The sequence below is a fragment of the Cupriavidus sp. PET2-C1 genome (assembly GCF_054515855.1).
The window spans coordinates 770,746-797,005 of the sequence record NZ_JBTNRJ010000003.1 but is presented as its reverse complement, the minus strand read 5'-3'; the positions used below and the strand labels follow the sequence as shown (position 1 = coordinate 797,005).

Genomic DNA, 26,260 nt, shown 5'->3' with positions numbered 1-26,260 from the left:
GGAGACACTTCGTTATGAAACCGTTTGTGCGCATGCTGGCTGCAGCATGTTTCTCGCTGGGCACCGCTGTGGCGGCGGCCGCATCCTTTCCGGAAAAGCCGATTCGGCTCGTGGTACCGTTCCCGCCTGGCGGCACCACTGACATGCTGGGGCGCATCCTGGCGACGCGCCTGTCCGAGGCACTCGGCAAACAGGTCGTGGTGGACAACCGGCCGGGCGCCGGGGGCATCATCGGCGCCGATATTGTTGCCAAGTCACCCGCCGATGGCTACACGCTGCTATTCGGCTCACTTGCGACTCAGTCGATCAACACCACGCTGTATAAGCATCTGCCCTTCGACGCGCAGAAGGACTTCACGCCTGTGGCATTGTTCGCCAGCGTGCCAAACATCCTGGTAGTAAATCCGAAGGTGCAGGCAAAGTCGGTTAAGGAGCTCGTGCAGTATGCCAAGCAGCATCCTGACGCCCTCAACATGGGTTCGGCCGGGAATGGCACAACCAACCATTTGTCGGGCGAGTTGTTCAAAACAATGGCAGGCGTGCAGATCGTCCACGTGCCGTACAAAGGAAGCGGCCCCGCCATGGCCGACCTGCTAGCCAATCAGGTACAGCTGATGTTCGATAACCTACCCGGCTCATTGCCCCATATCAAGGCGGGGCGCTTGCGAGCGCTCGCGGTGACAAGCGCCACTCGCTCTCCCGCCCTGCCGGAAGTGCCGACCATGATGGAAGCGGGCATTGCCGGATATGAGGCAGATGTGCGATTTGGAGTGATGGGACCGCGCGGCCTACCGCGCGCCGTGGTCAGCAGGCTATCAACTGAAATCGCACGCATCGCGCAAGACAAAGCGGTTCGCGACAAGTTGTTGCAGCAGGGTGCGACGTCCGTCAGCGCCACGCCCGATCAATTCGGGGCGCTGATGCAGCAGGACGCAGAAAAGTGGGCGAAGGTCATCAGAGATTCTGGAGCGACCATCGACTAGGTGCGCCACACGCCCGGCTGGATACATAAAGGCCGACGCGCCGGGCGGACTTAGATTCCAGCCCCTCGCGCGGCGCCCCTTAAGCTTCCTCTACGTTGCAATAGTCAGGAGGAAGCTGCCATGAAGCAAGGGGAATTGGGATTGAACCTGTCGACAAAGCGCACGCGTAAGCGCGAGTTCTTGGATGAGATGAGTCAGGTGGTCCCCTGGGCAGACCTGGTTGCCCTGATCGAACCCCATTGCCCCAAGAAGAAGACCGGACGCCCACCATTTCCGATTGGGACGATGTTGCGCGTTCACTTCCTGCAGCAGTGGTTCGGCCTGTCAGATCCGGCCATGGAAGAAGCGCTTCATGATGTGCCGCTCTATCGCGAGTTCGCTGACCTGGACGGGGCCATGGCGCGGTTGCCAGACGAAAGCACGATTTCGAGATTTCGTCACTTGCTGGAGCGGCACGACTTGGCCGCCCAGATATTGACGGTCGCGAACGGGATGCTGGCGGGAAAGGGCCTGATGTTGAAAGCGGGAACGGTGGTCGATGCCACATTGATCAGTGCACCGACCTCGACGAAGAACAGCAGTGGGGAGCGTGATCCTGAGATGCACTCCACGCGTAAGGGCAAGCAGTATTACTTCGGCATGAAGGCGCATATTGGTGTGGATGCGGATTCCGGACTGGTGCACACCGTGATCGGCACGGCTGCCCATGTGAGTGAGATCAGCCAAGCGCACAGCTTGCTGCACGGCAATGAAACTGATGTCTTTGGCGATGCCGGCTTCGTTGGCGTCCACAAGCAGCCCGAGGCCAGGTGGCACGTGAGCATGCTGCCCGGCAAGCGCCGCAGACTCGATTTCAGCGATCGTGCTCAAGCGACGCTCAATGAGATCGAATCGATCAAAGCGAAGATCCGGGGGAAGGTGGAACATCCATTCCGGGTGCTGAAACAGCAGATCGGCATGGCCAAGGTCCGTTACCGAGGTCTGGCGAAGAACACGGCACAACTGAAGACGCTGTTTGCACTAAGCAATCTCTGGATGGCTCGCAGAGCGCTGCTGGCGTACGGCGTGTGACGCCGGTTGAGGGGGCGAATGGCCTCCCAACCGGGTAGAGAACGGGATTGCGCTGACGCAACCAGCCGGAGAGCCGCGGAGATCCAAACCGCGATGGTGTCGATAAGACGCCTAGGTCACGAAACTGAGTTTTTCAGGCGATCCTTAGAACGATGTGCGTAAGCGGGTCGCCAGCACCGTCTGTACTGTTCAGTAGAGTGACGCCAAAGTGGTTCCCATTACCTATTTGATGGGGACTACTTTGTCACAGTCACAGGAAGTGCCAGTCGCTGGCAGTCGCAAAGGCCGGCCGAATCATAGTGAGGAATTCAAGCGGCGGTTGGCCGCCGCTGCGTGTGAGCCGGGCATCTCGGTATCGAAGCTGGCGCGCGAGCACGGCATCAACGCGAACATGCTGTTCACGTGGCGCCGGCGCTATCGAGCGGAGCAGCGGCACGAAACTGCGGTGTTGTTGCCTGTGACCATTGAGCAACCAGGCTCGCCACCCGCTCCGACTCCAATGAGTCCAGCCGCTGCAGCTCTTGAGCCGACGACCTCGAATGGCGCCATCGAGATCCGTTTAGGCCGAGTGGTGATTCGCATCGAAGGCGCGGTCGACGCGACCACGTTGCGCACGGTACTGGACCGGTTGACGCCATGATCGGGCTGCCGGCGGGAACACGCATCTGGATCGCTGCAGGCGTGACCGACATGCGCTCTGGATTCAATGGGCTGGCCGCGAAGGTTGCGGCGACTCTGCAGGAGAGTCCATTCTCCGGCCATGTCTTTGTCTTCTGCGGCAGGCGAGGCAACGTCATCAAAGTGTTGTGGTCGACAGGCGATGGGCTGTGCTTGCTCTCGAAGCGCCTGGAGCGCGGACGCTTCGTCTGGCCACAGGCCGACAGCGGCAAGATCCACCTGACGCAAGCGCAGTTGTCGATGCTGCTTGAGGGGATTAACCGGAAGCAGCCCGAACGCACCTGGCCTCCACTGTCGGTGTTGTAAACCATGCGGCATGTGCGTAAACTGCGCGCATGCCAATCCACCCCAGCGATCTCCCCGACGACATTGAGGCCCTGAAGGCCTTGGTGTTGGCACAGCGGGAATCGATCGCACTCATGGAACGGGCCTTGGCGGTCCGCTCCATGGAGATCGAGCAACTCAATCTGCAGCTCTCCAAGCTGATATGACTCCCCGTGTCAATCGAGATTGGTTTGATTCAGTTTCACAGTTGCATGTTGTTCCCCCAATTTCCTGGAGGGCGACGTAGCAGTAAGTCTCGACGGTGGATCACGCTGATATCCGCGGGTTGGTTACCGCATTACAGAGGTCCGCCCAATGAGCCTGCCGCTATTAAAGCCCCAAGTCGGATGAAATCCGTTGCCTAGCTTGGTCGCGGGTTGCTCGTGTGCCGGGCTACGTCGCCCTTCAGGAAACTGGCTCCACAGTAGGTGGCAGATAGGTTGGTACCTTGGCGTTGGGTTACGTGGTCTGCGCCGCGTTCGGTATGGCAAGCGACATGGCGAGCCGGCTGATGTCCCAGATGAACCCGCTCAGTTCGCGGGCCACCGCAACCACCGCAATGTTCGGGTTCTTGCTGCGCGTGGCAAGTCTCCGATAGCGCCGGCACAGTCGAACCTGGGCGTCCCAGGACCGGTCAACGATGGCATTCGGGATGCCTTCGTGCCGTCGCTGAATCTCGGGGCTCACACGTGCCGGGTGCCGGTAACTCCAGGCGGCTTCGATTAGCAGCTTTCTTGCATAGCTATTGCCGTTCTTGGTGATGCTGCCTTGGCGCCGTTTTTCCCCCGATGAGTGTTCGGCGGGCGTCACCCCGAGCCAGGCCATCAGTTGGCGCGGATGCACAAAGCGCGAGAGATCGCCCAATTCGGCGAGCATGCCTATCGCCGTGGTGAACTGCAGGCCACGCATGGCCTGCAAGCCCAGTACGGCCGGATAGAAGCGCCAGTTGACCACGGCTTCGCGCAAGGCCGCTTCGAGACGGCTGCATTGCGCGAGCCGATCCTCGATGGCACGTCGATATTCGTCAAAGGCAAGTTGCTGCCACACGGTGTCGAACGCAAAGGTACTGATCCAGCGCCGGTGCGCCGGTCCCCAGTCGGCTCTGCCGCTGTAGCGCACCCCATGTGAAAGCAGAAAGGCCTTCAGCCGTTGCCGGGCGCGCTTCAGATCGTCCTTGGCGTTGACCCAGGCGCGTGACAGATCCCGGAACGCTTCGTCCTCCACACTGGGTACGTACACCGCCGAGAGGTCGCCGGCGCGCAGCGATCGCACGAGCTTGACCGCGTCGCGCCGATCGGTCTTGACGCGCTCGCCGGGTTTCTTCGGGATCAGCGACGGCGCGCACACCATGCACTCGAATCCCTTCCCTGCAAGCTGCCGGTAAAGGCCATAGCCGCAAGGGCCTGCCTCGTAGACGATGCGGATCCGGCTCGCTTTAGACTGCAGGCGCTTGCACAGGCGATCGATATCGGCCTTCGAGGTACCGATCTTGCCAAGCAGTTCGACCTCGCCCGCGCCGAGTGCGTAGGCGACCGTGATCGAGTCCTTATGGACGTCAAGACCCACGTACAGAGTGCTATCGTGTTCCATGCTGGCCTCCGCGCTGGAAATCGCCGGGTGTGGCACTGTCCACACCATGCGGCTCTGGCAGTCATGCTAACCCGCGTTTGATTCCTCGCGGCGGGCCAGCCCTCTTTGCCCCAGGGGAGTCATACTGACTAAGGCGGATGCAGTTCGGCCAGAAGTCCGAGAGGCTGGACCGACAGATCGAACAGCTCGAGGCCCGACTGGAAGATCTGCTGGCAGAAGAAGGTGCGGCCGAAACCGAAGCCGCCCCGGATGCAACCCCTCCCACCCGGAAGATCTGGTCAGCAAATATGCTGATCACCAACCGCTGTACCGCCAAGCCGCGATTTACGCCCGGCAGGGAGTGAAGCTGGACCGCACGACGATGGCCCGTGGGGTTGGGGCTTGCGGTGCCCTGGTGACTGCAATAACGTCGCCAACAGACGACGCGAACTCGGCTTTTCGTGCGTCTTTTCGCCGGCGGGTCCGGTAAGTCTTTTCTGGTGGGGCGCGCTTTCTGATGGGGCGGGACAGCGCCATCCGCCGGATGTTTATTGTCTGACCGCTGCTGCATCCCTGACATGGGCGAGAGTATGTACACCCGTCCCTAAGGCCCGCGGGCCCGCCGCCCTAATCGACGAATAACGCGCGCGTCACCATCTTCCCGGTGCCGGCACGGCACATGGGCCCTCCACGCCCACGCTGGTAAATGCGGCCGGCCCCACAACTTCCAGGTACTCCATATCGGGCGAGTAGTCGAACAGAAAATGGCGGATGCCAGGTCGCTGATGCACACAGTCCCCTGCCTCGACCAGCGTTTCCTTATCTTCGTACATGAACTTTGCCCAGCCCTTCAGCATGAAGACGATATGGAAGTCGGCGCCATGGACATGCCAGCCGGTACCGGCTTCGGGGGCGCTATTGGCACGTACCAGATGGGCAACGACCTTGCCGCAGGTTGCCTCTGCAATGCCAAGGTCGCGGTAGACAAAGAAGTCACGCAAGCCACCGCTGGTGAAGTCGGTGTCGCCTGGTTTGACGTGAGAGAACTGGTTTTCCTGGCTGATCATGATTTGCAGTATTCAAAAGTGCTGGTTTATAAAATGCGTTGATGCATGGCGCAATGGTTGCATGTGCCCCGCACCAAAATTGCCGGAATCATGGGTCTTTTGGCACAGCCGTCTGCGGGGGTTGGTAGCGAAAGAGCACGCTTACTGAGCGGTCCACCCGCCGTCGGCCGCCCACGTGGCGCCGCGTACCTCGGCCGCCAGCGGCGAGCACAGCATCAGTGCAAGGTTCCCGAGCTCCTCGGGCGTAACGAACCGGCCGGACGGCTGCTTTTCACCGAGCAGACGGGCCCGGGCATCGTCCGGAGACAGCCCTTCCCTTGCGGCCAAGTCGTCAATCTGCTTCTGCACCAACGGCGTCAGTACGAAGCCCGGGCAGATGGCGTTGCAGGTCACACCTGTTTTCGCCGTTTCCAAGGCAGTAACCTTCGTCAACCCCACCAACCCATGCTTGGCTGCCACGTAGGCCGCCTTGCCAGCAGACCCCACCAAACCGTGCACCGAGGCAATATTGATGATCCGGCCCCAATTGCGCGCGCGCATGCCGTGCAAAGCATGCCGGGTCGTATGGAAGCCCGAGCTCAGGTTGATGGCGATGATGTCATCCCATTTCTGTGGGTCAAACGTCTCGATGGGTGACACGTGCTGGATGCCGGCGTTGTTCACCAGGATATCCACTGTGCCGAAGTGCTCGTGAACCATGGCGAACATGGCTGCGATTTCCTGCGGTTTGCGCATGTCGGCCGGATGATGGATTACCTTCGCGCCGGTTGCCTGGATGGCGGCGAGGGCAGCATTCGTGTCGCCAAAGCCATTGAGCGCGATATTGGCGCCTGCCTGGGCTAGCGCCTGCGCGACGCCCAGGCCGATGCCGCTAGTTGAGCCGGTCACGAGCGCAGTCTTTCCGTTCAGGGTTGTCATAGGAATCTTGTAGCAAAAGGATCGGCACTGCACGCGCGGTAGCCTTCGCACATGCATGACGTGGTCAAGTCAGCCCGGTCAGGTAAAAGACAAGAATGACAAAGAAGACAGCCAGCGTCTTGATCAGAGTGACCGCAAAGATGTCGCGATATGACTCACGGTGCGTCAGGCCGGTCACAGCCAGCAACGTGATCACTGCGCCATTGTGCGGTAGCGTGTCCATGCCGCCGCTGGCCATAGACACTACGCGATGCAACACGTCAAGCGGAATACCCACCGCCTGGGCACCATGGATGAATGTATCGCCCATGGCCGCCAGCGCAATGCTCATACCGCCCGAGGCCGAGCCAGTAATACCTGCCAATGAGCTCACCGAAACTGCGGCATTGACCAGCGGATTGGGAATACTCTTGAGGGCGTCGCCCACGACCAGGAAACCCGGCAGCGCGGCAATCACGCCACCGAACCCATATTCCGAAGCAGTATTCATCGCCGCCAATAGCGCGCCGCCGATGGCAGTTTTCGTGCCCTCGGCGAAGCGCTGGCGCACAGCGCTGAAAGCCGTCAGCAACACAAGCGCAATGCCCAGCAGCAGAGCCCCTTCCACGGCCCAAATGGCGGTCACAGTAGCAGTCGGAATGGTGACTGGCTTGGCCAGTCCCGGCAACGTGACGCTGCTCTGCGCGCCGTACCACTGGGGAATCATCCGGGTCAGCGCAAAGTTTGACACACCTACCAGCACCAGCGGCGCAATTGCCAACAAAGGATTCGGCAGATGCAGCGTATGCACCGGCTCCGGCTCATTCAGAAGCGAGATGCCATAGCCTTCACCGCGTTTGAATGCGTCGCGCCGACGCCATTCGAGGTAGCCCAGGCCCACGATGATGATGAACAGCGCGCCCACCACTCCAAGCACGGGTGCGGCCCATGCGGTGGTCTTGAAGAACGTGGTCGGAATAATATTCTGAATCTGCGGCGTACCAGGTAGCGAATCCATTGTGAACGAGAAAGCGCCAAGCGCGATGGCACCGGGCATCAGACGTTTGGGGATGTTGCTCTGGCGATAGAGTTCGGCCGCGAAAGGATAAACGGCAAACACCACCACGAAGAGCGATACCCCGCCATAGGTCAGCAAGGCACACACGGCAACAATCACGGCGTTGGCGCGCGCGCTGCCGATATAGCGGATTGCGGCGGCGACGATGGAGCGTGAGTAACCGGACAGCTCGATGACCTTGCCAAACACCGCGCCGAGCAGGAACACCGGAAAATACAGCTTCACGAAGCCCACCATCTTCTCCATGAAGATGCCAGTGAACGCTGGGGCGACAGCGGAGGGATCAGTAAAGACCACGGCGCCGAGTGCGGCGATGGGAGCAAACAGGATGACGCTGTAGCCGCGGTAGGCAACAAGCATCAGAAACACAAGGGCTGCAACGACAACAACAAATGACATGAAGTCTCCGCGAGAGTTTTTTATGGGCTTCGCGTGTCACGGCGGGGTCGGCCAATCGCGCGCGCACGTTCCGCTGAGCGGGTAGAACCGCACTGCGGGGGTGCCGCATCAATGCACCGATCGTGCCAGGCCAATACATGCTCTATTAGACACTTCCGCCCCACTGCTCCGCATGTGAATTCTCACTATGTAGAAAAATCGACAAGTCATTGTCTACTATGGGAGAATATTTCTCTATATGGAGACATCAAAGATGAACAGACTGCGCGAGGCCGAAGACAGCAACATGCTTGGCAATTACGATGCCGTTGCACGGCGCGCGATGGAATCGCTATTCCGGACCTTCGAGAATTTCAGCGAGGGGACGCTTGTTGTCGACGCGCACGCGCGCGTGGTATGGATCAACAAGCGATATGCCGCACGATTCGGCTTCGAGGATCCACAGGCGGCTATCGGTCTGGAGTGCGAGCGGGTCATTCCCAACAGCTTGATGCGTCAGGTGGTCGAAACGGGCAAGCCGATCTTGCTCGATATCCTCGAAACCCGGCAGGATCCGATGATCGTGATGCGCCTGCCGATCAAGGACAACGACGGCAACACCGTCGGCGCGGTTGGCTTTGCCCTCTTTGACGAGCTCAAGTCGCTCACCCCGCTGTTCACGCATTACACCCGCGTCCGGGAGGAGTTGGTGGCTACGCGCCGTACGCTGGAACAGACGCGGCGGGCCAAGTACACTTTCGCCAGCTTCGTCGGCAACTGCCCCGCCACACTGGAGGTCAAACGGCTGGCGCGCCGTGCCGCACAAGCCGATGCGCCGGTGTTGCTGCTGGGCGAGACTGGCACCGGCAAGGAACTGCTGGCCCATGCCATTCACGGGGCCTCGGCGCGCGCTGAGCGGCCGCTGGTTACCCTCAACATGGCGGCCATTCCCGAGGCATTGCTGGAAGTCGAGTTCTTCGGCGCGGCGCCGGGCGCTTACACGGGTGCCGAGCGCAAGGGCCGTATGGGCAAATTCGAACTCGCCGATGGGGGCACACTGTTCCTGGACGAGATCGGCGACATGCCACTCATGCTGCAAAGCAAACTATTGAGGGCTCTGCAGGAGAAGGAGATCGAGCCCATCGGCTCGAACCGCATCATCCGCTCCGACGCGCGCATCATCGCCGCCACCTCGGCCGACCTGCCGGGCTTGGTGGAAGCCGGCAAGTTTCGCGCGGACCTATACTACCGGCTCAATGTTCTGCCGATATGCCTGCCGCCACTTCGGGAGCGCCAGCCTGACTTGCTGCCGCTGACCTATGGAATGCTTGAAGAGATCTGCACTCGAGCGGAGCGGGACGCCCCTGTGCTTACGCAGGCAGCACTGAAACTGCTAGGCGAATATGATTGGCCCGGCAACGTGCGCCAGTTGCGCAACATCCTCGAGCGGTTGATGATGATGCACGATACAGGCGAGGTAGATGACGACATGCTGGCACCCCTGCTTGGCGTGCGAGGCGTGCAAGGACCGGCGTCAATACCGGCACGCCCCACAGCGCTCGAGGCCTCCATGCATGCGCCCCCGCAGCTAGACTATGCCGATGCCATGGCCCAGTTCGAAGCCACCTACCTACTCCAAGCGCTGGCAGCCAGTTCGGGCCATGTAGCCCGCGCCGCCGCCAGCATTGGCATCAGCCGGGCTGCCTTTTACAAGAAACTGGTCGGACATAGGAGTGCAGGCCGTTTACCAGGCCGCGCATGTGCCGAGTTTTGAAAATGCTAATCGAGGCTCCGACGCCCCGCAAGAAAAGACCATTCACGTTTCGCCTTGCAAGCCCTATGGAAGCGGAGGCGCGAGCCCGGATCACCGTCACGGCAAAGGCATCCGCGAGAAAGGGGAAAGCGCTCTAAGAAAAGCGAGAACGCGCCCGCTTTACCACTTCCGTCTTCGCTGGATCGGCCATTGACCGGACTTACGCGGACGTACTCATTGACGCGCACGTGCGCCAACAAGGCGCGGAATCCAAAGATGCGTCCGTCAGGATGCGGCGCCAAGCCTCGCTCAAGCCACCGATAGATTTGTCGACGGTTGACGCCGGTTACCTTCTCAATGTCCTTTACACGTTCGCCGCGCGCGTAGCGCTCGACGGCCTCTATTCTTAGCCTCGTGACCTCGCGCGCTTCGACGTCAAGCTCGGTCCACGCTATGCTTGGCCACGCGCTCAAATCGATTGATTGAAACTCAGGCTTGCGGCGAATCATGACCGGCCTCCCCGACCGCAAACTTCGTCATCCACGACAATGGGTCGGTTCGTAATTCCTCAGCACGCACGCGACCCGTATGCAGTAGATTGAAGATGGCGGCGCGCACAAGCACCGGGTCACCTTTCGAGAACTCGCGCTCGATGGCTAGAAGCGGCTTTGGACTGGCGACAAAGCGCTCGACCGCGTCGAGCAGTGACACCGACACGAGACCTCGCGTGGCTACGATACTTGGCAGCGTGCGCTGCCAGTTGTCGATCCAGATGCGTGATGCCGCCTGTTCGGCCGCGTCGACCAGCCGGACATTGAGCACATCAGCGCTGAGCTCGAGGCCCTCCTTCGCTTCTTCATCGATAACTGGATTCGGCAGGAGCACCAACTCCTGACGATCGGAGTACGAGACCAGGAAGTCTGCAAGGTATCGCCGTCCGCGAAACTGAATGAACCCGGGACGCTCACAAAAGCGGCCGATTGCCGGATCGGATTCGATCAAGACCCATTGGTCGAACGCACAGCGTCGGTAAAAAGTTAGCCGCCGCTTCAGCTTCGGACTGAAGGCTTCGAAGCGGTGCGCGCCGCGCGGGCGGACGAGCGCAACCGGCTCCACTATGTGCAGAGAATCTTCCATAAGATCAATGCCTTACGAGCGGGATTCGAAGTCTAGGACGCCAATTGACGAAATTAATCCGGACTTATGCGAATTGACGACTTTGCTTCGCGGGGAGTGCAAGCAATACTGTCAATTCACCGGCCGGCCCTCTATATACGGCGCGGGTTCCAGGCAGATTCCGGAGTGACAGAATTGCTTCGTTCTACGCCTGACTGGCGGCCGTTCGCCGGCCCGCTCTCCCCGGCCAGCGCGCGGCACGCGATGGTGATCCTCAATACGCTGTTCGCCTGGCTAGTGGACGCCGGCTACCTTGCCGGCAACCCTTGTCCCTGGCACGCAGCCGGCGCGGTCAGTCCAAGCCGCGGGTCACGCGCTACCTCAGTCACGAGATGTGGCGGGAGGTCAAGGAAACCATCGAGGCGATGCCAGGTGCGAACAACACTGCTACCGAGCGCGAGCGGTTGCACGCGGCGCGCTGCCGCTGGCTCGTCACGGTGCTGTATCTCGGCGGCCTGCGCGCGGCCGAGGTGGCCGAGACCCGCATGGGCGCGTTTTTCTGCCGACGCGACCGGGAGGGCCTGGAGCGCTGGTGGCTGGAGGTGACGGGCAAAGGCAACAAGACGCGGCTGGTGCCGGCCACCGACGAACTGATCGTGGAACTGGCGCGCTATCGCAGCGCTCACGGCCTGTCGCCGATGCCATCGCCCGGTGAGGAGCGCCCGATCGTGCTGCCGATCTTCGGCAAGGAGAAACCCTTGTCGCGCGGCGCGCTGCATCTGATGCTCAAGGAGGTGTTCGGGATGGCTGCCGCGCGCCTGCGCGCACGCGGCCCCGAGTGGGAAAGCCGGGCCGCGGTGCTGGCCAGCGCGTCGGCGCACTGGCTGCACCATACCGCAGGGTCGCACATGACCGACCAGCAGGTCGACCTGCGGTTCGTGCGGGACAATTTCGGGCATGCTTCCATCGCCACGACCAGCGCTTATCTGCATACGGAGGATGATGCGCGGCATGAGGCCACGCAGGAACGCCACCGGATCGGGTGGACGCGTGAAGGGTGACCGGCGCCAGTCTTGGTGTCAGCGTTCAGCCAATGCTTCGCCGCGGCATGAGCGGCAACGCAAACCACGACGGATTGCTACAATCGCAGCAAGTTTTTAATGGCTGAGCATGATGGGCTTCGAACAACTGGCGGCACTGAAGGAACAACTGGCGAAGCAGGCCAAGGCCGAGTCATGGGCCAAGACGCGTCGCGCACCCCCGAAGGCTTCGGCCCGCCCGGCTAAGCCCGTGAATGAGGCCGTGAAAGAGCCCGTTAAGCCCGTCGATCCGGTGCTGCAGGCCATCGTGAAGTTGCAGAAACACTTCCCGGCAACCTTTCCGAACAGTCCTGCGCCCAAGGTACCGCTCAAGGTCGGCATCTTCGAGGATCTCGTCCCGCACGCGCAGGAACTTGGCCTGATGGAGCCGGTATTGCGCGACGCAATCCGGACCTGGTGCCGCGGCACCCGCTACTGGACCTGCCTGGTGGAAGGTGCCGCGCGCGTGGATCTGGCGGGGCAGGAGGCGGGACACGTTGCACAGGCCGACGCGAAGCGGGCGCAGGGACTACAAACCCAACGTGCGGCGCGAGCGTTATCTCGCCCCGCGACCACGCCGAAGCCCAACTGATCTGATCTGGTCTGTGATGAGGGTGCCGTCGGCGCGGGGTTCGCGTGTCGACGAAACGCGACCGAGCATCGCATCCCTGGCGCTCGCAAGCGCCACCGCGATAATGACCGCTCGCGGAGTTCCTTGGTTCGATGCAAGGCCGTCGCCGACCAGCGCGTCGTGGCTGGGGTCCGCGTCAGCGGCTCTTGGAGCCCCACTGGATTGGATGGAAACGTGAACTGCCCCATCTTCTGCCAGACTTTCAAGTTGGGCCGAGGCCAAAGTGCCGGCGATTAATTGCGTTTAAACTGCAAATTACCTTGGCGGGGTCCCCTTGATTTCACTGCAATTTACCGGGGTAGGCACCCCTAGCAGGCTGCTGAAGTACTAACCGCACAAGCGGCATGACTTCCCGCGTCATGGCTGATGCGCCCCCTATTTTTCACAATCCGGAAGCTGCGCGTCATTTCATCGATTTTTTGATGATTTGGCGTCCGTTTCTGGCCTCATTGCCACGATTACTGCAACTGCGGACGGATTTGTCCCAGCGAGCGCATGCGCACCAAGTTGTACGCGGCCATGCTCAACACAAACATCTGGTCAACTTTCTTCAGTCCACGCACCATCACCTGACGCATGCGCCCCACGGTCTTGGCCCAGCCAAAGCCTTGTTCGATCAGCTTGCGCTTTTGCTGCGAAATGGCATAACCCTCACTGCAGGCGATCTCATCCGGAACCGCCGAGCGGCGCCCGGAGGTGTTTTGCGCCACGTGGGGCGTGACCCTCATTTCAAGGCAAGCCTCAATGAACTCGGCCGCGTCATACCCCTTGTCTGCACCCACCGTGACTTCCACGTTCGTATCGTCGATCACCTGCCGGGCGTCGTTGACCATGACCTTGGCGGCTTCGCGCTCTGCATGCCCGTCAGCACTTGTCACCAGTGCGCTGACCACCAGGCCGTGGCGGTTGTCGCTCAGGGTATGGCCCATGTAGCGCAACTCACTGGCGGTTTTGCCTTTACGGTAGAGCCGGGCATCGGGGTCGGTCTTGGACTGGTGCGTTTCGTTGCTGCGCTTGCGACCTTTGAAGTTGCCACCATCGTTGTCTTCGTCCTCGCCGTCTTTGCGTACAAAGCTCTTGTGGCCGGCCCAAGCCTGAATGAGTGTGCCGTCCACGCTGAAGTGTTCGCCGGAAAGCCAGTCCTTCTTTTACGCGATGGCCAGTACTTCGTTGAAGAATTCAATCACTGCATCGTGCTTGATCAGGCGTTCGCGGTTCTTGGTGAATACGCTGGGCACCCAGACTGCGTCGTCCATTGCCAGGCCAATGAACCAGCGAAACAGCAAGTTGTAGTGCGTCTGCTCCATGAGCTGACGTTCCGAGCGAACGCTGTAGAGCACCTGCAGCAGCATGGCCCGCAACAACTTCTCAGGCGCGATACTGGGTCGACCGCCCTTGATATCGGCCTCGTACATCCCGGCGAACAGCCGATCCATCTTCGCCAACGCCTGATTGGCCATGGTGCGGATCGAGCGCAGCGGGTGAGACTTCGGTACAAAATCCTCGAGCCGCCGCATGGTGAACAGGCTTTCGGTGAAGGTGTCGGCGCCGCGCATGAAACGTCGTAAGGTGTGGGGTTCTCAGATCAACGCTTCAGTCACTCGAAGCGCTGACTTCGGTCGGAGGTATTTCAGCAGCCTGCTAGGCCTATTCCTTCCGCGGCGTCGGGGAAAGTGTGCGCAAGACGCTCGAGTGCCTCGACCTGCCCCCCCTTGTGACACACCTGTGCGGCTACGTCGAATGCCGTGGACCGCTTCGTCGGACTCCGCTTCGGTTTGCCCCTGCAGCATACGCAAGTCCTGGCAGAGAGTTGTACGCGAGCGTCACTCCTGTTAGCGATATATTCTGCTCCTCTCCGACACGGCCAGAAGTCATACTGCACGCCGATCAGGAATAGGCCGCCGGTCACCTGGTAGATCTGCCTGAGACGGCGCGGAATGGCCCCGGCCTGGAGCATCGGAGCCACATTGGAGCCACAGCGGTTGAGGACATCGAATGCGAATTGACCCAGTCACATTGAAGATCTTCCTAAGCATCATCGAGGAACAAAGCCTCGCACGTGCGGCGGAGCGGCATTTCATGGCCACGTCCGCGGTCAGTAAGCGCATCAGCGATCTGGAGGAAACCCTGGGGGCACAACTGCTGACCCGGCACAGCGCTGGCGTGTGGCCCACGGCCGCAGGGAAGGAGCTGGTCGGCCACGCCAAAGACATGCTCCTGCTCTTGTCGCGCATCCGTGCTGACCTGAGCGGCCACGGCGAGGGGACCAAGGGCGACGTCCGGGTTTACGCCAACAGCACCTCCATCGTGGGATTTCTTGGTGCGGACGTCCGCGCCTTCCTGAACCGGTTTCCCGCGGTTGAGGTGCGGCTTGAGGAATGGAGCAGCCCGTATATCGTCCGAGCCGTGCGCGACGGGCTGGCGGACCTTGGCATGTTCTGGGCCGGCGCGGCCGCGCCAGGGATCACCACGCGCCCCTACCGCAGCGCCGCGCTGGTGGCGATCATGCCCGAGAACCATCCCTTGGCGTCCCTGCCCAGCGTCACTTTTGCCCAGACGCTCGACTTTGATCACATCGCCTTCCATGAAGGCAGCCTGATCTACCGGATTACGCAGGTGGAAGCTGACAGGCTGCAGCGCAAAATCCACACGCGGCTGCAGGTGACCAGCTTTGACGCCATGCGCACCATGGTGCGCTCCGGCATGGGGCTGGGCATCATGACCGATGTCACTGTGGCCCATCCCGTCGAGGACCATGGCCTGCGGGTCATTCCACTCGAGGATGACTGGGCGCGCCTGCACCTCCTCATCGGCTTTCGCGACTTTGACGCATTGCCTGCCGCAGCACAGCATTTCATCCGGCACCTGGAAGGTTTGGTCTCGGCTTAGGTATGGCATTCGTGTGGCACTCCGGGGAACATCGCGAGCGTTCGACATTTGGAAACGCCGCCATCTGAATCCGATAATTCCACACCGCCCCTGTGCGGCGGACACTGTCGTTTCCAACAGAAAACGCATAGGCAGCCGTCAATGAACCTTCCGCTCTCGGGCATCACGGTAGTCTCCCTTGAACAGGCGATTGCCGCCCCGCTTGCCACCCGCCACCTTGCCGACTGGGGCGCCCGCGTCATCAAGGTCGAGCGTCCCGGCTCCGGAGACTTCGCGCGCGGCTACGACAAAGCCATGAACGGCGCCTCCAGCCAGTTTGTCTGGGCCAATCGCACCAAAGAGAGCCTGGAACTCGACATCAAGTCCGACGATGGCCGCGCTACACTGGATGCGCTGCTGGAGCAGGCCGACGTGTTCGTGCAGAACCTGGCGCCCGGCGCCGCCGGCAAGCTCGGCATTGACGCTCGGACGCTGGTGGCGCGCCACCCCAGGCTGATTGCCTGCGACATCTCCGGCTATGGTTCGACCGGCCCGTACCGGAACAAGAAGGCCTACGACCTGCTGGTCCAGTGCGAAACCGGCTTCCTGTCAATCAACGGCACGCCCGACCACCAGGCAAAATGCGGCTTGTCGATCGTGGATATTGCCACAGGCATGTACGCCCTCAACGGGGTGCTGATGGCGCTCTATCATCGTGAGCGGACCGGCCAGGGCACTGCGTTCGAGATCTCCCTGTTCGACGCTATGACCGAGTGGATGAGTTATCCGGCCTATTACACGCGGGACGGTGGGGACCCGTTGACACGGTCCGGCGCTCGCCATGCCACCATCGCTCCCTATGGCCCGTTCACGGCCGGCGACGGCAAGAGCATCTTTTTCGGCATCCAGAACGAACGAGAATGGCGCAGCTTTTGCGAGCGCGTACTGGAAGACGTAGAGGCGGCCACCGATCCGCGTTTTGCCAGCAACCCAGCCCGCATGCAGCATCGCGTTGAACTGGAGCAACTGATCACTGCGCGATTTGCCAACTGGACCAGCGACGAAGTGATGGGCCGGCTGGAAAGTGCCACCATCGCCAACGCCCACCTCAACGACGTCGAAGCCTTTCTCGGACATCCGCAACTGCACCAGCGCGGCCGGGTACGTACCGTGCAGAGTCCCGTTGGCCCGCTGGAGGTGTTCCTGCCGCCGCTGATCATCGATGGCATGGAGCCGGTCATGGGCGCGGTACCCGGGCTCGGGCAGCATACCGGCCAAATCTTGCGGGAGTTCGGCCTCGACGCACCGGATGGCCGGCGCGATGCCATCCCCGCCTGCCAGTGAGGAGCACCATCGCCATGCCTGCTGCCCTCACTCGCACCTATCTCGCCGTGCCGGCGCACCAAGCTCGCCTGGTCGAGTCAGCCGCCCGCAGCGCCGCGGATGCTGTATTCCTCGACCTGGAAGACGCCGTTCCGGAGGCGCAGAAGGCCGCGGCGTTAGACAGCGCGCTGCAGGCGCTCAATCAACTCGACTGGGGAACCAAAACCGTCAGTGTGCGCGTCAACAGCGAGCGCCAACGCCAAGACGATGAGCTACGAGCGCTGTCCCAAGGCGCCCGCCGGCTCGATACGGTACTCATCCCCAAGGTGGAATCCCCGCAAGCGCTGCACGCGGCGGCCGATACGCTGGCCCGTGGCCCCACTCGCATGCGCGCCCTTGGCCTCGAAGCCATGATCGAGACCGCCGCCGGCCTGGTTCACTGCGAATCTATAGCCGGCGCCAGCCCACTCCTGGCATCGCTGCATTTCGGTGCCGGAGATTTTTCCGCGTCCATTGGTGCGAAGAGCGTGGAGATCGGCCAGTCGCCGCCCGGCTATGCCATGACCTCACCCAGCAGCGACGACAGTGGCAGTGGCGGCTACCGGCAAACGCCCCTGGACATGTGGGCTTATCCAATGATGCGCATTCTGGTTGCCGCAAGGGCGTTCGGACTGCGGGCCATCGACGCGCCGTGCGGCGCTTTCCGGGACGCCGTGCTAAGCCGCGACAGCGCGCTGAGGGCCGCGGCCATGGGCTATGACGGCAAGCAAGTTATCCACCCGTCGCAGATCGACGACACCAACACGGCATTCCTGCCGACGCAAGCGGAAATTGCGCAGGCGGCACGCGTGGTCGAAGCGCTTGCCCAGGCGCAGCGCGCTGGCCGCGGCGCCGTGCAGCTCGATGGCAAGCTTGTCGACTACGCCAATATCCGCATGGCACAGCGCATCATGGCCATGCAGGCTGGACCCGGCGACGCAGCTTGAGTATCGCGCAGGCAAAACTAGAAAACCCAGGAGACAACAACCATGAGAACAGCAAAAAACACCTTCCTTGGCAAGGTTAGCGCGAGCTTGGCGGCATGCCTGTGCTTGGCCCCGGCGGCAGGTTTCGCGCAGGACTATCCTACAAAGCCCGTGAGCATTGTCGTGCCGCAGGCCCCGGGCGGCACCAATGACATTGTCGGCCGGCTCATCGCGGCGGAGCTGTCGCAGCGTTTGGGCCAGCAGTTCATCGTGGAGAACCGCCCCGGCGCCGGCGGCAATGTGGGCACGCAATTCGCCGCGCGCAGCGCGGCGGATGGCTACACCTTGCTGCTGACAATCAGCAGCACGCAAGCCATCAACCCTGCCGTCTACAAGCGCATTCCATTCGACCCGGTCAAAGACTTCGATCCGATCGCACTGATAGGGAGCGTGCCCAATGTGCTGGTGGCCAACCCCTCCTTTCCCGCACACTCCGTCAAGGAACTGATCGCGCTTGCCAAGGCCAAGCCGAACGAGTACCAGTTCGCGTCGGCAGGCAACGGCTCCCTGAATCACCTGCTCGGGGAGATGCTCAATAGCATGGCCGGGATCTCGCTGCAACATATCCCCTATAAGGGAGTCGGCCCGGCTCTCAACGACCTGCTTGGCAACCAGGTGCCGCTTGCCTTCGCCAGTCTGCCGTCGGCACTGCCCCATATCCGGGCTGGAAAACTGAGAGCGCTGGGCGTCAGCTCGGAAAAGCGCTCGCCCGCCCTGCCCGATGCTCCGACCATCGCCGAGACCTTGCCCGGCTATAGCGGAGACCTGTGGATCGGCCTGTTCGCCATCCACGGCACGCCCCGCCCGGTCCAGGCCAAGGTCGCGGCAGCCATGGATCAGCTGCTGTCGGACAAGGCCGTCCAGGAAAAACTAATCGCGCAAGGCACGGAACTGCAACGCGCAACACCCGAGCAGTTTTCCGCGACGCTGCGCGCTGATATCCAGAAATGGGCCAAGGTCGTCAAGGCCTCCGGGGCCACGGTCGATTGAACCTCCACGGCGGGCGCGGCAGGACTATGACCGTGCCCGCTGGCGAGCGCAAAGCCCTTGCAAAGCATGGTGGATTGACTCCTCTAAGAATTGACACCAGGCTCCGCACCCTGCCCCGCGGATTAGCGCACCGTTAAGAGCCCGTTTGAAAATTCGCCGCAGATGTGTTCTAACGTTCGGATGTGGAAAGAAGAACATCGAGAGCGGCAGGCAAGCATGGTGGCCAAAACAAAGCGGTATCCGAGCGATTTGACCGACATGGAATGGGCAGCGATGGAAGGCCTGCTGCCCAAGCCCGCCCAGCGAGGGCGGCGCAGGAAGGCGATCTGCGGGAGGTCATCAACGCCTTGCGATACCTGGTGCGCTCGGGGTGTGGCTGGCGCATGCTACCCAAGGACTTTCCGGCCTGGCAGACGGTGTACTGGTGGTTTCGCCGACTGATGCGCCGGTTCCTGTTCCAGACGCTTCACGACGTCGTGCTGATGCTCGATAGGGAGTTGGAAGGCAGGCAGCCTTGCCCAAGCGCGGGCGTGGTGGATACTCGAAGCGGCGCAGTTGGCGCAAGGTGTATCTGGGATTAGATATCAAAACCGGGCAGGTGCGCGCAGCGCTGATGACGCATCGGGAAGTGGATGATGCCAGCGTGTTGCCCGACTTGCTTGATCAGATTCCAGCCGAAGAGAGCATTGAAGTCCTCGATGGCGACGGCGCTTACGACACGAAGGCAGGCCATGAGGCGATCGCATCGCGTGGTGCCAAACCGTCGATTCCGCCGCGTGAAGGCGCCGCGCATTGGCCGGCCGGCACGCCGGGCGTGGGCTGGCGCAATGGCGTGATCGACGCCATTGCGCGGAGTAGTCGGCAGGAGTGGAAGAAGCAAAGTGGCTACCATCGACGGTCGTTGGTGGAAAACCTCATGTATCGATACAAGACTCTGACAGGTGAGAGATTCTGGGCTCGCGGCATCGGTGCGCAGGACGCCGAGATTGCTATTCGCGTTGGTATTGTCAACCGCATGGCAGTGCTTGCTCGCCCTCAGTCCGTCCGCGTTGCCTGATGGCATGCGGCCGCGATGCGTGGCCCATAAGTTGCCGAAGACGAACTGCAATTCATCGCCGTGGATCGGTACCTGCTGAGCATCATTGCGGTGGCAGTTGAACACATAGCGATACGCCGTGGCGCCATACTTCGCGTCAGCCTGCGGCATCTCGCGCGTACCGGAGCGGAACTGGGTGTCGCTGTAAAAGTCTGACAAGACCTGGACGACCTCGGTGTCGCCGGAAGCGCCGAACACAGCCTGCGCTCATGTGCAGGATACCGAAATCGCTATTCGCGTTGGCATCGTCAACCGCATGGCGGTGCTGGCTCGCCCCCAGTCCGTCCGCGTTGCCTGATGCCATTGGGGAAAGGGGTTATCTCGCCACCAACCTCAATTTATGCAACAGCGTCGCAACGAGGTCCAATAGAGCAGAAAGCCCGATCTTCTCCGCGAGGTATTTAGCGAACTCCGGAAGGGCTGCCAAGACAGCGGGGTGTAGCCAAACCGTATCGGGGTCATCATCCAGTCGATAGTCCGTCAGGACTGCAAGCAAGTCCATGTCGCCAGCGAACTCAACGAGTTCCACGAGCACAGTAATGCGCTCATTCTCGAGGGGGTCGCCAAGGCCAGGTCAGGAGGTACTGAGGGAGAATGCACCGGAAACCAGCCGGGAAGCACGCTTCTTCGTCTCGCACTTCCTCGCTTCGGGGGTATGATCCTAGTGTCGGCAGATCGACTGCCCTCACCCGAACAACTGGCCCATAGTGGAAGACGTCCTTTACCTAGAATTCGATGCTTTGCAGACTCTGGCGCTCCAGACTGACCGAGTAACGGCGGATTGCGCCTGCAATGCCCCTTCGTTGGCTGGCTGGGTCACGCTGCCGGTTAGCTTCCCCGAAAGCTTGCTACACAGAGTAGGGACCCTGGTACGGGACAGCTATCAGGAAGCTACGTTCGAGGAGTATCACCCTGCTGGAACCAGCATTTGGGCTGTCGATGCCTTGATCGCACCATTGTACTTCCCTTACAACCGCTGCGAGGCGCATGAATGCTCGGTTTGCAAGCGAGCGTATTTGCGCTACGTAGAAGGCGGCGGATACTTCGTCGACCCTCGAATTCGCAGGCTTAGCGCGAGCGTCTTGATTGACGCTGCCCTCCCGTAGCAGTGAGTTGATGGCGCGGCTGCGCCGTACTCGCCATCCCGCGCACATTCCGCCCTGGCCAGCGCCGTATCGCCAAGTTCGCGACATCCCGACGGGTGACCGCTGCAGTCGAGCAAAAAGACGGGCCGCACTTCCATGCGGCCCTTCAATCGTCCACTGCCTCACCATTCAACTACGAATACCGGTACTTGTCACTGAAAAGCGACGTCATTCGGCTTCTCGAATCGTTCCTTCAGCTCCTTAGAGAGCGGGAATTGCAGGTTTATGCCCCGGGGAGGAATCGGGGACTGAAACCACTTCTTGAACAATGAGTCTGCTGCTCCGTTCAGAGAGGCGTTGCAGGTTGTCACTGATATGAGGCGTCACGACCGATTGAAACGCTTCAATGACTGCCGATGGTGCCAACTCGGGAACTGGATTGACGATGACGTTGGACGTTGCCACGTGGTCTCCTGAAGAACGTTCGCTGTTGTAGTGAACTCTCGGGCAACACCGGTACCGTGTAAATTCCTTATTTCGGAACGTTTCGATATGCAAATCGTATCGAAGGCGGCCGTCAAGCCTTTGCCGTGCGCTCGGAACGAGGCTTCGGGACTGAAGGCTTTGCGCCAGACAATAGCTATAGCACCGCCCCAACCGCCGGACTTTTGCGACTGGTCGACCAGGCCACAGCAGTCGTAACGACGTTCACAGCCTCTTTCAGCGGCTTCACGACAACACTCTCAGGCGCGGCCTTCTTCATTGAGGCCGGTACCAGGGCGATGCCTTGGCCGCACCCCACGAACGCCACTTAGGTGGCGACCGTTCGTACTTCATGGAGAATACGCGGCGAGAATCCTGCCGCTCGACAGGCAGCAACGATGCTATCAAAGTACGTGGGACTCACATGCCGGGAAAACGTGACGAACGGCTCCTCCGCAAGAGACGCCAAACACACTCTTGGCATCTCTGCGAACCTATGAGACTTGGGCAATGCCACAGCCAGCCGGTCTTCTTTCAGTGGAAGCGTGGCGATCGCTGCACCCTGGTCTCCCTCGAGCCTTGCGAAGGCTAGGTCGATGTCGCCCCGCGCGAGCGCAGGCATCGCGTCAACGCTATCTATCTCGGTCACAGACACCGTCAGGTTAGGAAACCGACGGCCGAGGTCATCAATCAACTTGGGTAACACGTCCACGATAGCTGATGAGATCGCGCCTATCGTCAGTACCGCGGTGCTTCCCGCAAAGGCCTCCTGGACTGCAAGCGCCAACCGGTCCAATTGCTCGGCAAACTTTCTCACTGCCGGAAGAATCGCCACACCTACAGGCGTCAGGGCAGCCTCCCTTCGACCCCGTTCGAAAGCTTCACTTTCAACGCCTGCTCGAGAACCTGAATCTGTTCGGTCAGCGGCGGCTGCGACATACCAAGCCGCTTCGCGGCGCGGCCAAAATGACCCTCCTCTGCGACGGCAAGAAACAGCCAAAGGTGGCGAACAAGTCGAAAGTTGATCATTACGATTGATAGGTTAGGTGTATCAAAAGGTTCCTGAAATCGGAATTTACATTTACCACTCTAGCGTCGAGAGTACGTCTGTGGCAACTGACACCGACCTACTTAACATGAGCATACCCTCCTTGCTTGACCGCCTGGCCTCGCTGGATACCAACACGGTTTCCGATGCGCTGGATTTCCTGAACCTCCCCGGCGCAACCTTTGGAATTCGTCCCCTTTGGGATTGCCCAAAGATTGTGGGTCGCGCGAGCACCATCCAGCTTGGCCCCAAGACAGATGCGAAGCCCACCGTCCACCTCATCACGCCTGTCGTTGCCGAAATCACCACCGACGACCGCATCCTGGTGATCGCCGGCGGCCTGGAAGGCATTTCGTGCTGGGGCGACATTCTCGCCAACGCCGCCGTCGCGAAAAACGTCCGCGGCTCGGTGATTGACGGTGTGAGCCGAGATATCGAAGGGAGCGAGTCCATCGACTACCCCGTGTACGGCCGCGGTATCACCATGATTAGCGCCCGCAATCGCGTTATCCAGGTCGACTCCGGCAAGCAGGTCCAGTTCGCTGGAGTTGCGGTCGATGAAGATGACTACGTCGTTGCCGACCGCTGCGGCACCGTGTTCGTCCCCGCTGCGCGTATCGAAGAAGTCTTGGACCTGGGAGAGCGGATCGCCCGCCGGCAGGACGGGATGGTCAAGGCCGTCCGCTCGGGCCGCTCCGTCGAAGAAGTCATGCACGACAAGGAATTCGAAGCAATCAACAGCAAGGAGGCAAAATGACTGACAAGGAACTGGTAGCCCTGTTCGAGGGCCTCGATACTCCTGGCGTATCGGACGCGATGGACCGACTGGGTCTGCCCGGCCAGTGCCTGGACATCGCCCCGCTCGACAACTACCGCAAGCCGGTCGTTGGTCCCGCATTCACGGTGAAGTACGTCTCCGCAAGCACACCTCCGGGGACGGTAGGTGACTTCATTGACGACGTCAGCCCCGGCGACGTTATCGTCATCGACAATGATGGCCGCACTGACTGCACAGTCTGGGGCGACATCATGACGCAATACGCTGGTGCCCGCGGTATCGCTGCCACCGTTATCGACGGCGTTTGCCGCGATGTCACGAAAGCCCTTGGGGATGGCTACCCGCTGTTCACCCGGGGCCGCTTCATGCGCACCGGCAAGGACCGCGTCCAAGTCGAGTCGGTGAACACCCCCATTTCTGTCGGCCAGGCTCGCGTCTGTGCACGTGACATCGTGGTGGCAGACGCCAACGGCGTAGTCGTCATTCCGCGTGAACGCGCGAAGGAAGTCGCCGAACTCGCTCGCAAGATCGAAGACGTCGAATCAAAGATTCGCGAACATATCGCCAGTGGCAAGACTCTTGGCGAAGCCCGCGAAGCCCTCGGCTACCACACCCTGCAAAGGAAGGCGTAATGAGCGCTGATCTGAAAAAGCTGAACGTCAACCTGGCAAGCGCCCAGCCATCCGCGACCTATCGGGTGATGGACCGAGTCGCTGCCAAGCGGGCGACTGGTGCGAAAGTCATCTCGCTCAGCGCAGGCGAGCCCGACTTCGACACCCCCGTCCACGTTTGCGAGGCCGCAATCAGCGCCATCCGTGAGGGCCACACGCGCTACACCCAGGTTGCTGGTCTCCGCCCGTTGCGCGAAGCTATCGCCGCCAAGTACAGCAGAGAGAATGGCTTGGACGTGAGCTGGAAGGACACCATCGTCTGTTCGGGGGGCAAGCAAGTCATTTACAACGCTCTGGCTGCCACCCTGAACACCGGTGACGAAGTTATCGTCCCCGCCCCCTATTGGGTTAGCTATCCTGAGATGGTTCAGCTGTGCGGCGCAACACCGGTAGTGGTGCAATGCGGCGCCGAGGTCGGCTTCAAACTCAATCCTGCCGCTCTGGCTCAAGCCATTACCCCTCGTACGCGTTGGATCATTCTGAACTCGCCTTCGAATCCCACGGGTGCCGTTTACAGCCACGATGAGCTGGCAGCTTTGGCTCAAGTGCTGCTGGACAATCCCCAAGTTCTGGTGCTCTCCGATGACATCTACGAGCATCTGACCTTCGACGGTGCCAAGTTTTACACCATCGCCCAGGTCGAGCCACGCCTCAAAGAACGGACCTTGACGATGAATGGGGTCTCGAAGGCCTACGCGATGACCGGCTGGCGCATTGGCTTCGGCACGGGTCCCGCATGGCTTCTCGAAGCCATGGAAAAGCTGCAGGGCCAGCAGACCTCTGGCGCATCGTCCATTTCGCAGCACGCTGCACTCGCTGCACTGACCGGCCCACAGGACTTCATCCGTGAATCGAAGGAAGTTTTCCAGGCTCGGCGAGACATGATGGTGGAGTTCCTGAATAGCACGCCAGGACTGCACTGCGAAGTACCCGGCGGGGCCTTCTACGCTTTCGCCTCGTGCGAGGGACTTCTCGGTAAGACGACGCCGGCCGGAACCCTGCTTCAAACGGACGAAGACGTAGCCCTGGCCCTTCTCGAGGAGGCCAATGTCGCTGTGGTCCACGGCTCCGCCTTTGGCCTGGCTCCTTACATTCGGATTGCATATGCGTTGGACAACGATTCGCTGCGCAAGGCATGTGAGGCGATCCGTCAGTTCTGCCTTTCGCTAAAGAGTGACTGAGGCCAACTGAAATACGGGCCCGGACCATGCCGGGTCCGCACGCTTTCCCATAACAATTCCGGCGGTCGAGGCAATGCTCGAGTACCTCGGAGGAGACAGTCATGTTCAAAAGCTCGACTATTGCAAAGCTGGTCGTCGCAACCATTTCGCTGTGCGCCGCCGTCCAACACGCCCAGGCCGAGGATCGCTGGCCGAGCAAGCCGATTTCCCTCATCGTCCCGTACGCCCCCGGTGGAACGTCCGATGTCCTTGCGCGCATTTTGGCGGCGAAGCTGCATGACAAGCTGGGACAGACTGTCATCGTCGAGAACAAGCCCGGCGCAGGCGGCAACATCGGCACCAACCTGGTAGCCAAAGCCAAGCCGGATGGCTACACGTTCCTGGTAGGTTCTAGTGGCCCCATCGTTATCGCTGGCGCTCTGTACCCGAAGCTTCCGTACAAGCCGGAATCGGACTTTACAACCGTCGCGCCTCTGGCGAAGGCTAGCTTTGTTGTCGCAGTGAACGCGAAGTCTGGGCTCAACTCCATCCAAGACATCATCACCAAGGGTAAAACCGGACAGCTTTCGTTTGGATCCGCCGGCTCGGGCTCTCCCCAGCACATCATCGGTGAGATGTTCAATGTGGAGACGAAAACGAAGCTGCAGCATATTCCCTACAAAGGGTCTGGTCCCCTGTTGAACGACCTGGTTGGCGGCCAGGTAGCGCTTGCCTTTGAGAACCCACTGCCAATCATGCCGCAAGTCAAAGCCGGCAATATTAAAGTACTGGCCATCACCAGTGGCCAGCGCTCGCCGCTCTTCCCGGACATTCCTACCCTGGCTGAGTCCGGCGTCAAGGGTTTCGACGCGCAACCGTGGTATGGCATGTTGGGCCCGGCGGGCCTGCCCAATGACATCGTTGAGCGCATGAACGCGGCAGTCCAATCTGTCCTCGCGTCGCCGGATGTAGTGGCTCAACTTAAAGGCCAGGGTGCTGAGCCGATGTCGATGAAGCCCGCCCAGTTCAGGACCTTAATAGGCGCAGACATTCGGAAGTGGTCTGAGGCCGTGAAGCTGTCTGGCGCCACGGTCGATTGACACTTGTGG

General features: G+C 60.9%; 22 protein-coding genes and 6 pseudogenes. 19 read left to right on the top strand and 9 right to left on the bottom strand.

Annotated features, from left to right (window positions below; translation table 11 throughout):
- The first annotated feature begins 14 nt into the window (after nt 1-14).
- From ACX12D_RS37400 to ACX12D_RS37380, 5 genes are all read left to right on the top strand, one after another.
- The gene (locus ACX12D_RS37400) at nt 15-983 is read left to right on the top strand and encodes a Bug family tripartite tricarboxylate transporter substrate binding protein (protein ID WP_459376856.1); all 969 of its coding nucleotides are present in this window, start codon (nt 15-17) and stop codon (nt 981-983) included.
- A 120-nt stretch (nt 984-1,103) separates the two neighbouring features.
- Nucleotides 1,104-2,054 carry an IS5 family transposase gene (locus ACX12D_RS37395; protein ID WP_459376855.1) on the top strand — a complete coding sequence of 317 codons (951 nt, stop codon included), beginning with the start codon at nt 1,104-1,106 and terminating at the stop codon, nt 2,052-2,054.
- A gap of 229 nt (nt 2,055-2,283) precedes the next feature.
- Nucleotides 2,284-2,694, top strand: a complete 411-nt coding sequence (gene tnpA, locus ACX12D_RS37390) for an IS66-like element accessory protein TnpA (protein ID WP_459377440.1) — start codon at nt 2,284-2,286, stop codon at nt 2,692-2,694.
- A complete protein-coding gene (tnpB, locus tag ACX12D_RS37385; protein WP_459376854.1) occupies nt 2,691-3,038 on the top strand; it encodes an IS66 family insertion sequence element accessory protein TnpB in 348 nt (115 codons plus the stop codon). The genes tnpA and tnpB overlap by 4 nt, the downstream gene beginning before the upstream one ends.
- A 29-nt stretch (nt 3,039-3,067) precedes the next feature.
- A complete protein-coding gene (locus ACX12D_RS37380; protein ID WP_459377454.1) occupies nt 3,068-3,223 on the top strand; it encodes a hypothetical protein in 156 nt (51 codons plus the stop codon).
- A 292-nt stretch (nt 3,224-3,515) separates the two neighbouring features.
- Here the strand turns inward: ACX12D_RS37380 and ACX12D_RS37375 are convergent, their stop codons facing one another.
- Entirely contained in the window at nt 3,516-4,646 is a 1,131-nt protein-coding gene (locus tag ACX12D_RS37375; protein ID WP_459376853.1) for an IS110 family RNA-guided transposase, read from the bottom strand.
- 128 nt (nt 4,647-4,774) lie between these two features.
- Here ACX12D_RS37375 and ACX12D_RS37370 point away from each other — a divergent pair.
- Nucleotides 4,775-5,025: pseudogene (locus tag ACX12D_RS37370) on the top strand (transposase domain-containing protein); the annotation flags it as partial.
- A 250-nt stretch (nt 5,026-5,275) separates the two neighbouring features.
- On the opposite strand, the gene ACX12D_RS37365 reads toward ACX12D_RS37370, so the two are convergent.
- From ACX12D_RS37365 to ACX12D_RS37355, 3 genes are all read right to left on the bottom strand, one after another.
- On the bottom strand, nt 5,276-5,692 hold the full coding sequence (locus ACX12D_RS37365; RefSeq protein WP_459376852.1) for a cupin domain-containing protein: 417 nt from the start codon (nt 5,690-5,692) through the stop codon (nt 5,276-5,278).
- A 141-nt stretch (nt 5,693-5,833) separates the two neighbouring features.
- Nucleotides 5,834-6,610 (bottom strand): 3-hydroxybutyrate dehydrogenase, encoded by a 777-nt coding sequence (locus tag ACX12D_RS37360; protein WP_459376851.1) that lies wholly within the window; start codon nt 6,608-6,610, stop codon nt 5,834-5,836.
- A 64-nt stretch (nt 6,611-6,674) separates the two neighbouring features.
- On the bottom strand, nt 6,675-8,066 hold the full coding sequence (locus ACX12D_RS37355; protein ID WP_459376850.1) for a GntP family permease: 1,392 nt from the start codon (nt 8,064-8,066) through the stop codon (nt 6,675-6,677).
- A 253-nt stretch (nt 8,067-8,319) separates the two neighbouring features.
- On the opposite strand from ACX12D_RS37355, the gene ACX12D_RS37350 reads away from it, so the two are divergent.
- The gene (locus ACX12D_RS37350) at nt 8,320-9,819 is read left to right on the top strand and encodes a sigma-54 interaction domain-containing protein (protein WP_459376849.1); all 1,500 of its coding nucleotides are present in this window, start codon (nt 8,320-8,322) and stop codon (nt 9,817-9,819) included.
- Nucleotides 9,820-9,824: 5 nt separating this feature from the next.
- Here ACX12D_RS37350 and ACX12D_RS37345 read toward each other — a convergent pair whose 3' ends face one another.
- Both ACX12D_RS37345 and ACX12D_RS37340 read right to left on the bottom strand, forming a co-directional pair.
- Nucleotides 9,825-10,307 carry a helix-turn-helix domain-containing protein gene (locus ACX12D_RS37345; RefSeq protein WP_459376848.1) on the bottom strand — a complete coding sequence of 161 codons (483 nt, stop codon included), beginning with the start codon at nt 10,305-10,307 and terminating at the stop codon, nt 9,825-9,827.
- The gene (locus ACX12D_RS37340) at nt 10,288-10,935 is read right to left on the bottom strand and encodes a hypothetical protein (protein ID WP_459376847.1); all 648 of its coding nucleotides are present in this window, start codon (nt 10,933-10,935) and stop codon (nt 10,288-10,290) included. The genes ACX12D_RS37345 and ACX12D_RS37340 overlap by 20 nt, the downstream gene beginning before the upstream one ends.
- A 171-nt stretch (nt 10,936-11,106) precedes the next feature.
- Between ACX12D_RS37340 and ACX12D_RS37335 the strand changes: the two are divergent.
- Both ACX12D_RS37335 and ACX12D_RS37330 read left to right on the top strand, forming a co-directional pair.
- A pseudogene (locus tag ACX12D_RS37335) lies at nt 11,107-11,975 on the top strand (tyrosine-type recombinase/integrase); the annotation flags it as partial.
- A gap of 109 nt (nt 11,976-12,084) precedes the next feature.
- On the top strand, nt 12,085-12,585 hold the full coding sequence (locus ACX12D_RS37330) for a ProQ/FinO family protein (RefSeq protein WP_459376846.1): 501 nt from the start codon (nt 12,085-12,087) through the stop codon (nt 12,583-12,585).
- Nucleotides 12,586-13,082: 497 nt separating this feature from the next.
- Here ACX12D_RS37330 and ACX12D_RS37325 read toward each other — a convergent pair.
- Nucleotides 13,083-14,180 (bottom strand): annotated as a pseudogene (locus ACX12D_RS37325) (IS5 family transposase).
- A 439-nt stretch (nt 14,181-14,619) separates the two neighbouring features.
- Here ACX12D_RS37325 and ACX12D_RS37320 point away from each other — a divergent pair.
- The 6 genes and pseudogenes from ACX12D_RS37320 to ACX12D_RS37295 all read left to right on the top strand — a co-directional run.
- Nucleotides 14,620-15,513 (top strand): LysR substrate-binding domain-containing protein, encoded by an 894-nt coding sequence (locus tag ACX12D_RS37320; protein WP_459376845.1) that lies wholly within the window; start codon nt 14,620-14,622, stop codon nt 15,511-15,513.
- 141 nt (nt 15,514-15,654) lie between these two features.
- The gene (locus tag ACX12D_RS37315) at nt 15,655-16,836 is read left to right on the top strand and encodes a CaiB/BaiF CoA transferase family protein (RefSeq protein ID WP_459376844.1); all 1,182 of its coding nucleotides are present in this window, start codon (nt 15,655-15,657) and stop codon (nt 16,834-16,836) included.
- A 14-nt stretch (nt 16,837-16,850) separates the two neighbouring features.
- Nucleotides 16,851-17,801 carry an HpcH/HpaI aldolase/citrate lyase family protein gene (locus ACX12D_RS37310; RefSeq protein ID WP_459376843.1) on the top strand — a complete coding sequence of 317 codons (951 nt, stop codon included), beginning with the start codon at nt 16,851-16,853 and terminating at the stop codon, nt 17,799-17,801.
- 42 nt (nt 17,802-17,843) lie between these two features.
- A complete protein-coding gene (locus ACX12D_RS37305) occupies nt 17,844-18,830 on the top strand; it encodes a tripartite tricarboxylate transporter substrate binding protein (protein WP_459376842.1) in 987 nt (328 codons plus the stop codon).
- 180 nt (nt 18,831-19,010) lie between these two features.
- Nucleotides 19,011-19,378, top strand: a pseudogene (locus ACX12D_RS37300) (transposase); the annotation flags it as partial.
- Nucleotides 19,366-19,887: pseudogene (locus tag ACX12D_RS37295) on the top strand (IS5 family transposase); the annotation flags it as partial. The pseudogenes ACX12D_RS37300 and ACX12D_RS37295, both read left to right, overlap by 13 nt.
- Nucleotides 19,888-21,272: 1,385 nt before the next feature.
- Here the strand turns inward: ACX12D_RS37295 and ACX12D_RS37290 are convergent.
- Together ACX12D_RS37290 and ACX12D_RS37285 are read right to left on the bottom strand one after the other, a co-directional pair.
- Entirely contained in the window at nt 21,273-21,476 is a 204-nt protein-coding gene (locus ACX12D_RS37290) for a hypothetical protein (protein ID WP_459376841.1), read from the bottom strand.
- Between the two features lie 175 nt (nt 21,477-21,651).
- A pseudogene (locus ACX12D_RS37285) lies at nt 21,652-22,523 on the bottom strand (LysR family transcriptional regulator).
- A gap of 107 nt (nt 22,524-22,630) precedes the next feature.
- Here ACX12D_RS37285 and ACX12D_RS37280 point away from each other — a divergent pair.
- From ACX12D_RS37280 to ACX12D_RS37265, 4 genes are all read left to right on the top strand, one after another.
- Nucleotides 22,631-23,299 carry an RraA family protein gene (locus tag ACX12D_RS37280; RefSeq protein WP_459376840.1) on the top strand — a complete coding sequence of 223 codons (669 nt, stop codon included), beginning with the start codon at nt 22,631-22,633 and terminating at the stop codon, nt 23,297-23,299.
- Nucleotides 23,296-23,952, top strand: a complete 657-nt coding sequence (locus ACX12D_RS37275; RefSeq protein WP_459376839.1) for an RraA family protein — start codon at nt 23,296-23,298, stop codon at nt 23,950-23,952. The genes ACX12D_RS37280 and ACX12D_RS37275 overlap by 4 nt, the downstream gene beginning before the upstream one ends.
- Nucleotides 23,952-25,172, top strand: a complete 1,221-nt coding sequence (locus ACX12D_RS37270; protein ID WP_459376838.1) for a pyridoxal phosphate-dependent aminotransferase — start codon at nt 23,952-23,954, stop codon at nt 25,170-25,172. The genes ACX12D_RS37275 and ACX12D_RS37270 overlap by 1 nt, the downstream gene beginning before the upstream one ends.
- A 101-nt stretch (nt 25,173-25,273) precedes the next feature.
- Nucleotides 25,274-26,251 (top strand): Bug family tripartite tricarboxylate transporter substrate binding protein, encoded by a 978-nt coding sequence (locus ACX12D_RS37265; protein ID WP_459376837.1) that lies wholly within the window; start codon nt 25,274-25,276, stop codon nt 26,249-26,251.
- The last annotated feature ends 9 nt before the right edge of the window (nt 26,252-26,260 follow it).

Bases quoted from the DNA above. Each gene is read 5' to 3' on its own strand.
- ACX12D_RS37400 (WP_459376856.1), top strand. From the start codon at position 15: ATGAAACCGTTTGTGCGCATGCTGGCTGCAGCATGTTTCTCGCTGGGC.
- ACX12D_RS37395 (WP_459376855.1), top strand. From the start codon at position 1,104: ATGAAGCAAGGGGAATTGGGATTGAACCTGTCGACAAAGCGCACGCGT.
- tnpA (WP_459377440.1), top strand. From the start codon at position 2,284: ATGGGGACTACTTTGTCACAGTCACAGGAAGTGCCAGTCGCTGGCAGT.
- tnpB (WP_459376854.1), top strand. From the start codon at position 2,691: ATGATCGGGCTGCCGGCGGGAACACGCATCTGGATCGCTGCAGGCGTG.
- ACX12D_RS37380 (WP_459377454.1), top strand. From the start codon at position 3,068: ATGCCAATCCACCCCAGCGATCTCCCCGACGACATTGAGGCCCTGAAG.
- ACX12D_RS37375 (WP_459376853.1), bottom strand. From the start codon at position 4,646: ATGGAACACGATAGCACTCTGTACGTGGGTCTTGACGTCCATAAGGAC.
- ACX12D_RS37365 (WP_459376852.1), bottom strand. From the start codon at position 5,692: ATGATCAGCCAGGAAAACCAGTTCTCTCACGTCAAACCAGGCGACACC.
- ACX12D_RS37360 (WP_459376851.1), bottom strand. From the start codon at position 6,610: ATGACAACCCTGAACGGAAAGACTGCGCTCGTGACCGGCTCAACTAGC.
- ACX12D_RS37355 (WP_459376850.1), bottom strand. From the start codon at position 8,066: ATGTCATTTGTTGTTGTCGTTGCAGCCCTTGTGTTTCTGATGCTTGTT.
- ACX12D_RS37350 (WP_459376849.1), top strand. From the start codon at position 8,320: ATGAACAGACTGCGCGAGGCCGAAGACAGCAACATGCTTGGCAATTAC.
- ACX12D_RS37345 (WP_459376848.1), bottom strand. From the start codon at position 10,307: ATGATTCGCCGCAAGCCTGAGTTTCAATCAATCGATTTGAGCGCGTGG.
- ACX12D_RS37340 (WP_459376847.1), bottom strand. From the start codon at position 10,935: ATGGAAGATTCTCTGCACATAGTGGAGCCGGTTGCGCTCGTCCGCCCG.
- ACX12D_RS37330 (WP_459376846.1), top strand. From the start codon at position 12,085: ATGATGGGCTTCGAACAACTGGCGGCACTGAAGGAACAACTGGCGAAG.
- ACX12D_RS37320 (WP_459376845.1), top strand. From the start codon at position 14,620: ATGCGAATTGACCCAGTCACATTGAAGATCTTCCTAAGCATCATCGAG.
- ACX12D_RS37315 (WP_459376844.1), top strand. From the start codon at position 15,655: ATGAACCTTCCGCTCTCGGGCATCACGGTAGTCTCCCTTGAACAGGCG.
- ACX12D_RS37310 (WP_459376843.1), top strand. From the start codon at position 16,851: ATGCCTGCTGCCCTCACTCGCACCTATCTCGCCGTGCCGGCGCACCAA.
- ACX12D_RS37305 (WP_459376842.1), top strand. From the start codon at position 17,844: ATGAGAACAGCAAAAAACACCTTCCTTGGCAAGGTTAGCGCGAGCTTG.
- ACX12D_RS37280 (WP_459376840.1), top strand. From the start codon at position 22,631: ATGAGCATACCCTCCTTGCTTGACCGCCTGGCCTCGCTGGATACCAAC.
- ACX12D_RS37275 (WP_459376839.1), top strand. From the start codon at position 23,296: ATGACTGACAAGGAACTGGTAGCCCTGTTCGAGGGCCTCGATACTCCT.
- ACX12D_RS37270 (WP_459376838.1), top strand. From the start codon at position 23,952: ATGAGCGCTGATCTGAAAAAGCTGAACGTCAACCTGGCAAGCGCCCAG.
- ACX12D_RS37265 (WP_459376837.1), top strand. From the start codon at position 25,274: ATGTTCAAAAGCTCGACTATTGCAAAGCTGGTCGTCGCAACCATTTCG.